At 49.1% G+C, this 14,116-nt stretch carries 10 protein-coding genes and 1 pseudogene; 3 read left to right on the top strand and 8 right to left on the bottom strand.

All coding sequences use genetic code 11. The annotated features are described in order from the left end of the window. Positions 1 to 387 precede the first annotated feature (387 nt). Entirely contained in the window at positions 388 to 2,598 is a 2,211-nt protein-coding gene (locus P3339_RS03435; RefSeq protein ID WP_282952439.1) for a S9 family peptidase, read from the top strand. Between the two features lie 243 nt (positions 2,599 to 2,841). Here P3339_RS03435 and katG read toward each other — a convergent pair whose 3' ends face one another. Continuing rightward, entirely contained in the window at positions 2,842 to 5,115 is a 2,274-nt protein-coding gene (gene katG, locus P3339_RS03440) for a catalase/peroxidase HPI (RefSeq protein ID WP_020414551.1), read from the bottom strand. 968 nt (positions 5,116 to 6,083) lie between these two features. On the opposite strand from katG, the pseudogene P3339_RS03445 reads away from it, so the two are divergent. Then, positions 6,084 to 7,599 (top strand): annotated as a pseudogene (locus tag P3339_RS03445) (alkyl/aryl-sulfatase); the annotation flags it as partial. On the opposite strand, the gene P3339_RS03450 reads toward P3339_RS03445, so the two are convergent. From P3339_RS03450 to P3339_RS03475, 6 genes are all read right to left on the bottom strand, one after another. Beyond that, a complete protein-coding gene (locus tag P3339_RS03450) occupies positions 7,486 to 9,549 on the bottom strand; it encodes a DNRLRE domain-containing protein (RefSeq protein WP_282952440.1) in 2,064 nt (687 codons plus the stop codon). The pseudogene P3339_RS03445 and the gene P3339_RS03450 sit on opposite strands and share 114 nt — an antisense overlap. Before the next feature lie 87 nt (positions 9,550 to 9,636). Further along, on the bottom strand, positions 9,637 to 10,278 hold the full coding sequence (locus tag P3339_RS03455) for an Lcl C-terminal domain-containing protein (RefSeq protein WP_282952441.1): 642 nt from the start codon (positions 10,276 to 10,278) through the stop codon (positions 9,637 to 9,639). Beyond that, positions 10,275 to 11,060: an ethylbenzene dehydrogenase-related protein gene (locus P3339_RS03460; protein ID WP_282952442.1), complete on the bottom strand. Its 786-nt coding sequence runs from the start codon at positions 11,058 to 11,060 to the stop codon at positions 10,275 to 10,277. Before P3339_RS03460 ends, P3339_RS03455 begins: the two co-directional genes overlap by 4 nt. Beyond that, positions 11,057 to 11,875 carry a hypothetical protein gene (locus tag P3339_RS03465; protein WP_282952443.1) on the bottom strand — a complete coding sequence of 273 codons (819 nt, stop codon included), beginning with the start codon at positions 11,873 to 11,875 and terminating at the stop codon, positions 11,057 to 11,059. The genes P3339_RS03460 and P3339_RS03465 overlap by 4 nt, the downstream gene beginning before the upstream one ends. 104 nt (positions 11,876 to 11,979) lie before the next feature. Further along, complete coding sequence (locus P3339_RS03470) at positions 11,980 to 12,582, bottom strand: glutathione S-transferase family protein (RefSeq protein WP_020414556.1); 603 nt, start codon at positions 12,580 to 12,582, stop codon at positions 11,980 to 11,982. A gap of 82 nt (positions 12,583 to 12,664) precedes the next feature. Next, positions 12,665 to 12,916: an HP1242/YdcH family protein gene (locus tag P3339_RS03475; RefSeq protein ID WP_020414557.1), complete on the bottom strand. Its 252-nt coding sequence runs from the start codon at positions 12,914 to 12,916 to the stop codon at positions 12,665 to 12,667. Between the two features lie 117 nt (positions 12,917 to 13,033). Between P3339_RS03475 and P3339_RS03480 the strand changes: the two genes are divergently transcribed. Next, on the top strand, positions 13,034 to 13,264 hold the full coding sequence (locus tag P3339_RS03480; RefSeq protein ID WP_020414558.1) for a hypothetical protein: 231 nt from the start codon (positions 13,034 to 13,036) through the stop codon (positions 13,262 to 13,264). An 81-nt stretch (positions 13,265 to 13,345) separates the two neighbouring features. Here P3339_RS03480 and P3339_RS03485 read toward each other — a convergent pair whose 3' ends face one another. Continuing rightward, positions 13,346 to 14,038: a TetR/AcrR family transcriptional regulator gene (locus P3339_RS03485; RefSeq protein WP_157533611.1), complete on the bottom strand. Its 693-nt coding sequence runs from the start codon at positions 14,036 to 14,038 to the stop codon at positions 13,346 to 13,348. Between the last annotated feature and the right edge of the window lie 78 nt (positions 14,039 to 14,116).

Raw genomic sequence — 14,116 nt, forward strand, 5'->3', positions numbered from 1 at the left:
AAGTGAATCGATTGTGATTGGGTTCGCGGTGGTCATTGGGAAGAGTCTCGCTTTGGGATCGAGTTGTTATGGAAGGAGGTGAGAATTGTTTTAATGGAAGAAACAAGGTACATCTCTCACTGTTTTTGTTTCGCAAAAGCCAGCTCCAAGACTGTCTTCAGGCACTGTAAACATACTTGGTGCAGAGTAAATGACGGTAAAGGAAGGCAATTACAGAAGGTTTGATTGTCACTCTGTTAAATTCAGAAGGAGAGCTCGATCCCCTCCGTTATCTGGAGATTACATTGTAGAATTCAAGGACTTTGTTGCTTGCAGAGAAAGCGGTCTTACGCCCTTCTCACCGCAGATTTGCGCCTAGCATAAAACACTAAAACAAAGAGCCCTTCTATGAAAAGAAAACTGCTTGCCCTGCTTAGCTGCACAACCTTTGCGGGACTCTGTTCCGCGGATACGTTGACTATTGAACGAATATTCTCCGATCCGGCCCTTGGGGGCACAGCGCCCCGTGCCCTTGAGTACTCTCCCGATGGTAGTCGGGTAACTTTTCTGAAGGGACGGGATGAAGATTACAACCGCTACGATTTATGGGAGTACAACATTGCCGATAGGCAGTCCCGTATCCTGGTGAAATCTGACAGCCTGCACAGCGGCGATGAAGTGTTATCCGATGAGGAAAAAGCCCGACGTGAGCGTCAAAGAATCTATGGCAGCGGTATTATGGAATACAGCTGGTCTGAGGATGGGAAATCCTTGTTATTTCCGCTGGCAGGAGATGTTTATTATTACAATTTGGATAAGAAATCCGCGCGGCGCTTGACTGAAACCGAAGCTTTTGAGACCGATGTTCGTGTTTCCCCGAAAGGGCGATATGTCTCTTTTATTCGTGATCAGGATATTTTTGTCGTCAACCTGAAAAGTGGTAAAGAGCGTGCGCTAACCAGCGATGGAAATGGGCCTATCAAAAATGGCATGGCCGAGTTTGTTGCCCAGGAAGAAATGGATCGTATGACAGGTTATTGGTGGTCTCCAGACGACCGCCATATTGCTTTCCTACAGGTTGATGAGTCCCCTGTAGATGAAGTGATCCGCAGCGAGATATATGCAGATCGCATCGATATGATAAGCCAGCGTTATCCCGCAGCAGGGCGAGCTAATGTTAAGGTTCGCCTGGGTGTGATGGAGGTGGCGTCTGGAAAAACCCGTTGGGTAAACCTGGGGGAAGAGCAGGATATTTATATTCCCCGAGTAGATTGGGCTCGCGATAATTTACTGACTTTTCAATGGCAGTCTCGGGATCAGCAGAAACTTGAGCTTCGTGTTTTTGATCTCAATAACGGCAAGACCCGCAATCTGTTAAAAGAATCCAGTGACACCTGGGTAAACCTCAGCGATGATTTATTTTTCCTGGAAAACAGTGACCAATTTATCTGGTCATCTGAGCGAGATGGTTTCAAGCACCTCTATTTGTACAGTTTAAATGGAAAACTACAGAAGCAATTAACTGTTGGTGATTGGATAGTTGATGAGCTGGAAGCTGTGGATGAAAAGAAAGATGTTGTGTATTTCAGTGGCCGTAAGGATTCTGACATAGAAAGGCACCTTTATAGTGTACCAATAAAAGGTGATGGGGGTATTCAGAGAATATCCACACGCAGTGGTATGCACGGTATTGAGTTTGCTGAGGATGGTTCAGGTTACATCGATAAATTCACCAGCATAACTACTCCTCCACAGGTAAGTTTACACCGCTCAAGTGGCGAGCTGATAACCTGGCTGGAGGAGAACGCTGTTGTTGAAGGGCATCCCTTATTTCCTTATATGGAGCAGTGGATTACTCCGGAGTTTGGCACTATCAAAGCTCCACAGGGACATAAGCTTAATTACCGCCTATATAAGCCGGCCAATTTTGATGAGAGTAAACGTTACCCGGTCATGGTATTTGTTTATGGTGGTCCCCACGCTCAGGTAGTAACCAATAGTTGGGACAAGCACATCAACCAATTTATGGCTCAACAGGGTTACATCGTTTTCTCTCTGGATAACCGTGGTTCTGCAAACCGGGGTACAGCGTTTGAAAATCCCATTTTCAAAAATATGGGAGGCCCGGAGGTAGAGGACCAGGTAACAGGTGTTAAATTCCTGCGCACACTACCTTTTGTTGATAGCAATAATATTGGTATCTATGGCCACAGTTACGGTGGCTACATGGCACTAATGAGTATGTTTAAGGCCGGAGATTATTTTAAAGCTGGCGTTTCTGGTGCTCCTGTGACCGATTGGATGCTTTATGATACTCACTATACCGAGCGCTACATGGGTAATCCCAATACAGATGCTGAGGCCTACCAGGCTTCCTCTGTATTTCCCTATTCGAATGGACTGAAAGGTCCTCTGCTGATTTATCACGGGATGGCAGATGACAATGTTTTGTTTACCAACACTACACGTCTGATTAAACAGTTGCAGGATAATGGCCAACAGTTTGAACTTATGACCTATCCAGGTAAGAAGCATAGTTTACGTGGCAAGCAAACTCGTATTCATCAGTACACTATGATTAAGGAATTCTTTGATCAACACCTTCGCGATGATAGTTAAGGCAGACTAAAGAAGCTAAATTTCTATAATTGATTTGTAAATCAGTAAAAAAGCCAGGGCTAGCCCTGGCTTTTTTACTGATTAATTTTTTCTTTGAAGTTGTTTTTAGGGGCCAACTTACAGAGGAGCAAAATTTCCGATCACTCAGGATGTATAGAAATACTCTATGGCTTAATTCAAAATCCATACCGGGCATACCTGCCCGGTATGGATAATAGGGACTAATTAAAAAATAGATTTTAGCTATCGATTAACTTCATCAAATCTGTCCAGATTCATCACCTTCGTCCAGGCTTTGACGAAATCCTGGGTAAATTTTTCCTGGGAGTCATTGGAACCATAGACTTCAGCCACTGCTCGTAGCTCTGAGTTGGAACCGAATATCAGATCCACTGAGGTGGCAGTCCACTTATCTTTGCCAGTTTTACGATCCTTGCCTTCATAAAGCCCTTCTGACTTTTCAGACTTCTTCCACTCGGTGGACATGTCCAGTAAGTTAACAAAGAAATCATTAGTGAGTACACCGGGGCGATCGGTGAAAACCCCGTTGGGAGATCCGCTGGTATTGGCATTGAGCGCACGCATTCCTCCTACCAGGACTGTCATCTCGGGCACGCTTAAGGTGAGTAGGCTAGCGCGATCCACCAGCATTTCCGTGGGCGTTCTGCTGTTATCTTTAGCGAAATAGTTGCGGAATCCATCGGCGGTGGGCTCTAGTACCGCAACAGATTTCACATCGGTTTGCTCTTGGCTTGCATCAGCCCTGCCAGGCCTGAAGGGTACTTTGATATTGTTTCCACCCTCGGCAGCGGCTTTCTCAATGGCAGCGGAGCCGCCGAGCACGATCAGGTCGGCAAGCGAGACTTTCTTGCCGCCGGATTGATTGCTATTAAAGTCCTGTTGAATTTTTTCCAACTGCGTCAGCACCTTTGCCAATTCGGCGGGATCATTTACCGGCCACTGCTTTTGTGGCTCCAGGCGAATGCGCGCTCCATTCGCTCCGCCACGCATATCGGAGCCGCGGAAGGTGGAAGCTGATCCCCATGCAGTTCTCACCAGTTCAGGAATCGTTAAGCCAGAGTTGAGGATTGCCGACTTAAGGTTATCAATATCGCTGTCATTGACCAGGGGATAATCCACTTTGGGAATGGGGTCCTGCCAGATTAGGGCCTCCTCGGGTACTTCAATACCCAGGTAGCGTGCTTTGGGTCCCATATCCCGGTGGGTCAGTTTGAACCAGGCTTTAGCAAAGGCGCGTTTAAAGTCCTCAGGGTTTTTCTGGAAGCGTTGGGCAATTTCCTTGTAACTTGGATCAAACTTCAGTGCCAGATCAGTAGTAAACATGATTGGCGCATGACGTTTGTTTTTATCGAAGGCGTCAGGCACAAGATTGGCGGCAGCGGAATCATCAGGTATCCACTGTACCGCGCCTGCAGGGCTCTTGGTTTTTACCCAGTTAAAGTTGAACAGGTTATTCAGGTATTGTTGGCTCCAGGTAATTGGTGCTGCAGACCAGGCACCTTCCAGGCCAGAAGTCATGGTGTCATCCGCATTGCCTTTACCACACTTGTTTTTCCAGCCGAGCCCCTGCTGTTCTGTGGGAGCTGCGGCAGGCTCTGGTCCCAGGCAGTCGGCCTTGACGGCTCCATGAGCTTTACCGAAGGTGTGACCGCCGGCAATTAGTGCCACTGTCTCTTCATCGTTCATGGCCATACGGCCAAAGGTTTCGCGAATGTCTACGGCGGCAGCTACCGGATCGGGTTTGCCATTCGGCCCCTCAGGGTTGACATAAATCAGCCCCATTTGTACCGCACCGAGCGGCTTTTCCAGCTGGCGGTTACCCGTATAGCGCTCGTCTGCGAGCCACTCGGTTTCCGGCCCCCAGTAAACCAGGTCAGGTTCCCAGTCATCGATACGTCCACCCGCAAAGCCGAAAGTTTCAAATCCCATGGATTCCAGTGAGACATTGCCTGTGAGAATCATCAGGTCTGCCCAGGACAGCTTGCGACCGTATTTTTGTTTGATGGGCCAGAGCAACCTGCGAGCTTTATCCAGATTGGCATTATCTGGCCAGCTGTTAAGGGGATCGAAACGCTGCTGTCCACCACCGGCACCACCCCGGCCATCGTCGATACGATAAGTGCCTGCACTATGCCAGGCCATGCGAATCATAAATGGGCCGTAGTGGCCAAAGTCTGCAGGCCACCAGTCCTGGGAGGTTTTGAGCAGGGCCTCGATATCATTTTTGACTGCTTTTAAATCCAGCGTTTTAAATTCTTCTGCGTAGTTAAAGTCATCCCCCATGGGGTTGGACCTGGGTGAGTGCTGGCGCAGGGGTCTAAGATCCAGCTGGTTGGGCCACCAGAACTGATTGGACTTTGGCTGACCCTCCACAGGGCCTTGGCGAATTACAGGATCAGTCACAACTTCCTCCTCATTGGCGGCAAAGGATTTTAGCGTCAGCAGTGACATGGCGATTATCAGTGCGCCACAGAGTGGGGGTCTTTTTATTAGCATTGAAATTATCTCCATACCATTTGAAATGCAGACCTCGGCTCTATACCGGGTGTGAGTCCTTCACTGCCGGAGTCAAAAGGGTTATATAGACTATATTGGCGACTTGGTTACCTTTATTCTGCTATCTCAAGTGCCAGCGCACAGTATATGCCTGTCTTTTCAACGTCTGGTTAAATCCTGTTTGTTAATCGTGAAGGGTTGCTCAAGAGCAGGGTTAAATTTCGCGTATTTCATTTTTAAGCTGATTTATAGGGGCGCTGGAAATTATTGTTTGTTGACTTGGTCGTAACGGTTTTTTCTGCCGCCTTGAAGAAATATAAATTACTACTTATTTCGTCGCTTGAATATCAAGGTTCTTACAGCGGATTTGGCTTAATTTGCGCCAACTAAATTTCGGCGGCAAAAACAACAAATAGCTTTCCTTTTGAATGGTGTGACTTTTTCTGTCTTTCGTTGGCAGAATTCCACCGAGGTTTCAGGGAATTAGAGTGGGGGACCATTTTGTATCTGGTTACCCTCTCCTGTCTTAAGTATGGAAATGGAGTGTCATGCGTAACCAGCCTGGGGGAGCCTCTATGCGTTCATTGATATTATTGTTATCACTTTTCCTCATTGCCTGTGGCAGTGAACCCGAAGCCGGTATTGATATCTTCAATGCTGAAATAAAGCCTGCCTCGAAGGCAACTATCGTCCACAACCAAACAGTTTCTGATCGCTTACCATTTACTGATAAGACAGATTTTGAACTGGCCAAACGAGGATTTATTGCCACTATTCCCGGCGCCCAGATTAAAAATACTGAGGGACGTGAGGTGTATGGTTTATCCCAGATGCAGTTCCTGCAAGGTAGTTCTGCTCATACGGTAAACCCCAGCTTATGGCGGCAGGCCCAGCTCAACGCGTTGAACAATGGGTTGTTTAAGGTGGTGGATGGTATCTACCAGGTGCGCTCCCTGGACCTGGCGAATATGACCCTGGTAAAGGGGGATAACGGCTGGATTGTTATCGATCCCCTGACATCTGCGGAAACTGCGTCTGCGGCGCTCGCCCTGGCCAATAAATCTCTGGGAGAGAGGCCGGTCAGCGCGGTGATTTTTACCCATAGCCACGCGGATCATTTTGCCGGGGTGACGGGGGTCCTGACGGCTGAGCAACTGCAGAGTGGTTCGATTGATATTATTGCTCCAGAGGGATTTGCAGAGGAAGCGATCAGCGAGAATGTGCGCTCTGGCAATGTGATGCAACGGCGCGCCTTATACCAGTTTGGTGACCTCTTGCCCTCAAGCCCTGATGGGTTTGTTTCTTCAGGGCTTGGCAACCGGGTATCCGATGGTGAGCATGGCATTGCCACACCAACGGTTGTAATCCCTGAAGCCGGTGCACAAATGAAAATTGACGGCGTGGAGATTGAGTTTATTAATACTCCGGGGGCGGAAGCGCCGACTGAAATGGTATTTTTCTTTCCCCAGTTTAAAGCGTTATGTATGAGTGAAATAGCCAACCATACACTGCACAATATCTATACCCTGCGTGGTGCCAAAACAAGAGACGCCCTGGCCTGGAGTCGTTACATTGAATTTGCGATGGAGAAGTTTGGTGGGGAGACAGAAGTAGTATTCAGTAGCCATCACTGGCCTACCTGGGGGAAAGGGGAGGCTATGGATTATCTCGCCAAGCAGCGGGACCTGTACAAATATATCCACGACCAAACGCTGCGCCTCGCCAATCACGGCTATGACATGATCGAAGTTGCTGAGAGGCTGGAATTGCCTGAAAGCCTTTCACAGGCCTGGGCTAACCGAGGGTATTACGGCACGGTTAATGTCGGTGCCAAGGCTGTATACAATCGCTATTTAGGTTATTTCGATGGCAATCCGGCTAACCTGCACCCGGTTCCCCAGGAAGAGGCGGCTCATCGCTATGTGGAATATATGGGGGGAGGAAAGCATTATGGCGCGGGCACGGCGGGACTTTGCTCGCGGTAACTACCGCTGGGTGGCCATGGTACTGAAGCATTTGGTTTTTGCCGAGCCGGATAACGACCAGGCCCGTTACCTGCTAGCCGACAGCCTGGAGCAGCTGGGTTACCAGGCAGAATCCGGTATTTGGCGCAATTTTTACCTCTCAGGTGCGAAAGAATTGCGTCATGGTGTTGAATTTCGAGAAGAGGTATTGCCGGCTGAAGAAATAGTCGCCAGGGTGCCCTTGCAGCTGTTATTCGATGCCATGGCCGTGCGACTAAACGGAGAGAAAGCGGCGGATGCGGAGATCCGCCTGAATATTGATATGACCGACACCAGCGAGAAATACCTGGTCGTGGTGCAGAACGGGGTGTTACATGGCTATCCCGGTCGGCACAGTGATGATCCCTCAGCCAGCCTCGCCTTGAGCAGTACCGATCTGCGTTTGATGTTTGGCGGCTTGGTAGGTGCGCCCACCATGATCAGGGAGGGCCGCTTGAAGGTGAGTGGCAATCCCCTGGCCCTGATTAAATTCGGCAGGCTCTTCGATAAGTTTGACCGGAACTTTAATCTCGTTACGCCATAGCAAAGTAAAATCATCGGTTTTTACAGCTTTGGGTAGAGGTCCGGCAATAGTGGTGCAGTCGGCCTCAACCGTTAACTTCGCCGAGGTACCGGTTTCCTTGGAGGTGAAGTCGACCCCGTTGCTGCCTGAGCGGGGAGCGATAACCAGGCCGGTATTGCCACTATTTATCCAGCTTTCTATAAGCCCTGAAGAAGTCAGGTCGATTCGCTCAACACCTGTGTAGAACGGGACAAAACTCTCTGCCAGGTCATCGCGCACCGAGGAACCGCCAACGGAGTTCCAGGTTACAGACTCCTCTTGCCAATCATTTGCGGCCAGGTAAACACCGTAGGTATTGCCGGACCTATTGGTGACATTCAGCTCCAATGTGGCGGTATTGATCGAGCTACAGGCGGTGAGGTCTGAGAGGTCGAACTTGATCAGCGAGTACAGGGTACCAAAAGTGGAGTCACTGCCATCGGCAAGCAGCCCATCGGAATCCCCATCAAAATTACTGGATGAGTAGCGTGAAGAAATAAACACATCGTCAGTCACTGGCAATATAAAGTTGTTGCTGCCGCTGCCATCTTCAGAAATAACGCTGCGGTCCGCGCTGTTGCGTATTAAAGTCATGGCCTCACCGATACGGTTGGCACTCCACCAATTCACGTTACTGGGTAATACCAGTGGATCTGCGGTGCGATCTTCTCGCGATAAGGTGCTGGCGGTATCGTTAAATTTGGCAGTACGCACCACCAGTTCCTCTGCACTCACCTGAATTACTTTGAATTGCTGGATACTGGCCATGTCGATAGTCCAGGACTTGGCATCGTTGGCAGACCGGGCCGGAGCCCCCCAGCTGCCCTCCCCGACATAGACAGTGCCGCCGGAAGTGGTTGTGGAGAAGTTACTACCACTTGGGATGACTGCCTCGGTAAGTTTGGTGAGGTGGGTATCGGACTCCACTACCAGGTTCATGGCGTAATCGTAGAAAGGCTGTGCCCACCAGCTGAACAGGGTGGGGTTGTCAGACTTGCCTGTGTAGTGGGGAAATAAAGGCTTATGGTATTGCGCAAAGCGCCAGCTGGCTGCACTGCCTGATGCTGATAAGTCACTTTCAAGCCAGTTATTCATGGCAGTTGCATAGGAGGACCAGCCACTGCTCTGGAACTGGCTGTTGAGGGTATATACACGCAATAGGGGAGAAACCTGCACAGCACCATAGGTGTCGCTGGGAGAGCAGTCACCGTCGCCATTAAAGTCCACTCCGAAGACCTGGCAGATGGTGGAATAATTATCGTCCTCATGATTGCCGTGTGTGGGAATTAACGGGTAGATGCGTTTGTAACTGTAACCATCGATATTATCGCTGGAATAAGTCAGCTCCCAGTCGTCCAGAAACTCACGCATTTCCGATGCACTATTCGCGTTGGTAAAGTCTCCACCGTGCATAACGGCGAGGGGGCGAATTTTTGCGAGCAGCTCATTCCCCTGCCGGCGGGTGGTATGGCCAGTTCGGGTATCACCGCCGGCAACCACTACAAATGGGGAATTGTGCGCAGGTGCAGTTCGGAACCAAAAACGATCCCCGCAGCCATCTTGATCACAGATACGAAAATATACGGGAGAGTCTGCATTTAAATCCTGTAAGCGCACGAAGTGACTGGTGATACCGCCATCGAAGCTTTCGCTGTTGCTGACATAGGCACTATTCCAGTTACTTTCGTCGGTGGAGTAGCCATAGTTTAGGTAGGGGTTATTGCTACTGCCGTCAGGTGAAAAGCCAATCACTGCGCTGCTGGAAGCATCACCATCCCAAGAGAGCCTGTAATGTTTAGTTGCGGCACTGGCACCCATTGTAAGTAATAACGCCGAGATTGTAAGAGCACTGCCAAAATATCGTCTCATTAGAGAAATCCTTTGGAAATTGGGACCATTTTTGTGAGAGCGTCGCGGCCTGGAGGGGGTGGATTGCATGGCAGCAACGCGCAGGCATTATTGAGGAGCTTTGTGACAGGCTGTTGAACGACTGGTTACCAAGCGGACGAATGCGGCATTACGATAGGGAATTGTGACCCTGTCCCCACCAATAAAATTCACAGCAGTACCGCCGACTGTTAAATAGCGGTAAATACCGCTCAGTTTCTGTTTATTTTCACTGGTCCAGTAATCGCCTCGCATGGTTTTTGGAAAGTACTCGGACTCAATTGTCGGGCTGCCCGGTTTATTGTCTTTGCTGATAATCGTATTGATCTCACTGAGAGTGGGCAGGCGCCAGTTGCCTGCTTGACACAGGCGCTCGCGATTAGTGTGCCGGATCAGGTCTTCAGTATCGCAGCGGTCCAGCTCAAAGTAGCAGTCGCCATTATTGGCAACGCCTTCGCTATCAATAAACCAGGAGTAGGTCCAGCGTCCATCGTGGATGTCCTCGTTGTCGGTTTTTACTTCCCATAAGAGACCACTACGCTTGTCACAGACGCAGGACCAGGGACCTTCCCAGGCGCCGAGTAACTCCCCCTGCATATTGACCTTGACCAAGTAATGTTCCGGTGGCTCAGGATTTTGTGGGGCACGGACTATTGCTGCCGCAACCAGTGTGAAAGGTAGAGCGAAGACCAGAAGTAGGCGAAGTATCATAAGGTTTTATCAAAGCTGAGTTGAATGGCGCGGCTGTGGCGAGTATGGGCAATTTGTGCACGGTCAAAGGCGGAGACCCACATGCAGATGCCGTCCACAATAGGAATATCTTGGGAAGAGCCGGTATCCAGTTTGCGCACCAATTCCAGGGACCAGTGGCCATCGCGCCAGATACCACGAGCGCGGACATCTGCACGGTCGCCCTCAAAGCGATTGGAGGTATACAGCACCGAGGGCATCAAGGTACCCAATGGGAATTGGTCGTGACTTGAAGAATAGGGTTGGTAATCGAACCAGGAAATAGTCCAATCCGGGCTTTGACTGTGGGGGAGAGAATACTGATAGGGAGCCAGCTGATCTGTTTTTGCAGGTAGGCGCTTGGGGGTGATTGTAGTGGGAGAATACCACTTCCAGTTCATTCTATAAGCACCGGACTCTTTGCTATCCTGCTGGTAACCTGCGGTATAGCGACGTGCACCGGGACGCACTTTATCCGGTTTGCCGATAAAGTTGTCATCAGCCAGGTGCATCTTATTGGTACGTACTGCCTTCCAGTGCCAGAGGTCATGCACCTGCTCGGAGGTACTGTAATGGTAGCCCTTGCCGTGCCAGTTTGCGGGTTTATCAGCCAGTGGGGATTGTCCCAAATGGGCGGTGCCAGCTGCGGCGAAAGAGCAGTTTTCAGAAAGGAGTATTGCGAATTTATCTTCGTAATGACGTTTTTCATCAAATATCTTATAGCCTGATTGCAAGATTTCCCAACCTTCTGTAGTTTTTTTCAAGGGCAGGTGGGCGAGGCTCTCATTGGGATCTTGCCAGGTGATATGAAAAAAATTTCCTGACCATTTTGCAGGGCCTTTAACTGCACATCGGAGCGGCCTTTATAAAAATTGGCCCCACCATCAGTACGTAAGGTGAGTATTTGAGCCTGTTGCCATTGTGGTTCTGAGGCCATGCCATCGATGTTGATGATGGTATTTGGTGAAATCCCGGCGACTGCCAGGGGGTGATGGGAATATCCGTGAATTAAATACCAGCTTCCCACTAAAAGAAAGCCAAGGGAGAACGTGCCTAGAGATAGTGAAACTAAAGGAAGGTATTGTCTTTTGGGCAGTGATGGTTTGAGGATAAATGGAAGTGCACGCAAGCCAAATTGCATAAGGTAAACACCGCCGTGCATAAAAATATAAAAGACAAGTCCGATGGCGCTACAAAAGTGAATCGAGCGAAGCCAGGGGAGTGGGCCCAGGCCGTTAAACAGCATCCAACCGCTCAACAGTGAAGTTATAAGCAGGGAAACACCACCCCAGGTAACTAGTCTGTGATAATTGATAGGCTTGGGCGTCGATATTCCAGACAGGTTTCGAAAATAGGGGATGCGTGAGATCAAATATCCTGCAGCGGCCAGGGAAAGTAAAATTGCGGAGACAAAGTGAACAGTATGGACCTCTCCTTGGGGGAGAAGCTCTGCAATAGTAATAAGCGCAGGCTTATCCAGGGTTGCAATACGCAATCCACTGAAAAGGCTACAGGTTACCGCCACAATAGCGGCGCCGTGTAGAAGTATCCACGAAGGGCTCTTCGATCTATTTGACATGGCGGCGCCTCAAAAAGCGCTCAGGCTATCGATAGGATATGACAGTTTAGAGAAGAATTTATGAGACCAGGAATTGAAACCTGGCCTGAGGGTGGAAACTAAGGTTATTCGTGCAAGTGAGTGGCACGAAAGCTTTCACGAGCTTCAAGGTTTTCCGATAGGGCAGTTAACTGTGGTCGTCCATTGCGCCAATCGAAATCATCATGACGGAAGTCCAGATATGACAGGGCTGAGCCAAGGTTAATATGGATCAGGCTGAGCTGTTTGGGGAGCTTTGATACATTTGACTCAAGGAAGTCCAGTGCCCTGGTGATTGCGTCGTTAAAACGTTGCCACCAGAATTCTGAGTGCAATCCTTCGTGCTTACGCAGTTTTTCCATTTGTCGCTGCACCAGGGTTTCCATCAATCCTGAGGTCGTGCTGTAAAGTGTGCGCAGATCCCAGTCATTCTCCATGGCTTTACTCAGGTGGCCATCTCCAAGTTGTTTGTCCAGGTAGGCACAAATAACTTCGCTGTCCATAATGGCACTGCCATTGTCCAGATTCAGGCAGGGCACTTTGCCAAGGGGATTGCTGGAGATTAATTCCTGTTCATTTTGAAATGGATGGGAAAATTGCTCAGTGATAACAGACTGGAGTTTATGTTCATGAACGACAATACGGGCAGTTCGAGAAAAGGGAGAGGAATAAGTCAGGTAGAGTTGCATGGCGCCATCAACTTGTTCTGATTGCTTGTGATTTCAGTGTGCTGAATGGCGCCGGCAATGTCCAGACAATAGCCATCGCAAATTAATGATGGGTAATCATTCCTGTGATGCGGTTATAGAGATGCTGCTTAAGATAAGCACGCTGTTTTTTTAGGCTGGAGTAGTGGTCGTCATCAGTGCCTATCCCGCTGTCTTGAAGACCGCGAATTTGTTTATCAAGTTTTCGGTAGAGGTCGTTCTCCAGTTTGAATTGCAGGTCATCCCTTAGAAGTATCTTGATGGTTTCTGCATACTCTGGGAAGTCCGATTCCAGCTCGTGCGCGGCAATGGGCATATGAGAACCTCCACTTGATCCAGTAAGAGTTTCACTACGAATTCTAGTTCGGGTCCAGATGGTCACAAATGGGTCGATTGAATACTGCCCTTTTAGGGCGGAAATGGGCAATTTGTGATGACAGATATCGATGAAAAATCAAGAATAAGTAGTAATAAACGAGTGATTTTTAAAGAAGTTTCCGTGATTTATTTTACCTGGGAAGTTGATGATATTTTTCTTTTTCAAATAGGCCTTCGTTTTTGGAAAGCTAATGATTTAGGGGTTTTGGGTTGTGATGGTTATTTGTTTTTGAGTTTGTTGGAATTGAAGAATAGGATGTGGCGAATAAGTGATGGGCAAAAATAAACCCGGCAATTTTGTTGCCGGGTTTATTTTTTAAGCAAGAGTGGATTGAGAATCCTCTACTAAAAGAGGCCTGTACGCTGTTTAGGCCGAAGCCTCCAGCGGAGCGAAGCGCAGTTGGCGCCTCTGTAACAGTTCTCCCAGGTAAAGCTTCAAGTATGCGGCTGCCGCTCGCTTACCTTCAGCCGCGGACTCATCGGTTATTCTTCCGAAACGCGAGTAAGCCTGGGAGCAGAAAGAGTCATTGATATTGATCGCACACATAAAGCGGTCGCGCCAATCCTGCGATGGAGGCAGTTCAAACTCGCGAGACAGATTCTTTATCAAGGTGTCTGCCAAACGCCAGTTATTTTCCATTTGCAGTTGACGCAATGCCCAGCTGGATTGCGGTCCGTAGTGTACCTTCAGTGCAGAAATATTGTCTTCATAGTAGCTGCGTACCAGATCACACAGCTGATTGAGCATATCCTGCCAACTTTCCGCAGGTGAAAAGTCTGAATGGCCCAGCACTACGTCTCCGAAAGACTTGTAGTGCCGTTCTGCCAGGGCAGTAAGGCTGGCATCCACACTGGGAAAGAAATGGTAGACAGATGCTGCAGGAACCCCGGCTACCTGGCTCAGGTTTGCGAGGCTGATATCGGTTGAATCCTGCTCAGCGATTAAGGTTTCCAGCGCATCGAGAAGCTTCTCGTATTTCTCGCGGCCGTTCTTACGTTGTGGTTTGCGCGGACTAGCAGTGTCGCGCCGGCTGATAGCCCGTCGATCGATTTGGTTCAAATTCACCTCCCCCTTAGACAAGCGCAATCTGAAAGCGCCAGAAATGCGCTTTACTTCCTTGTAAAAAATTGTCTTCTG

Origin of the sequence: Microbulbifer sp. MLAF003, assembly GCF_030012965.1 — a bacterium.
Classification (GTDB): Bacteria; Pseudomonadota; Gammaproteobacteria; order Pseudomonadales; family Cellvibrionaceae; genus Microbulbifer; species Microbulbifer variabilis.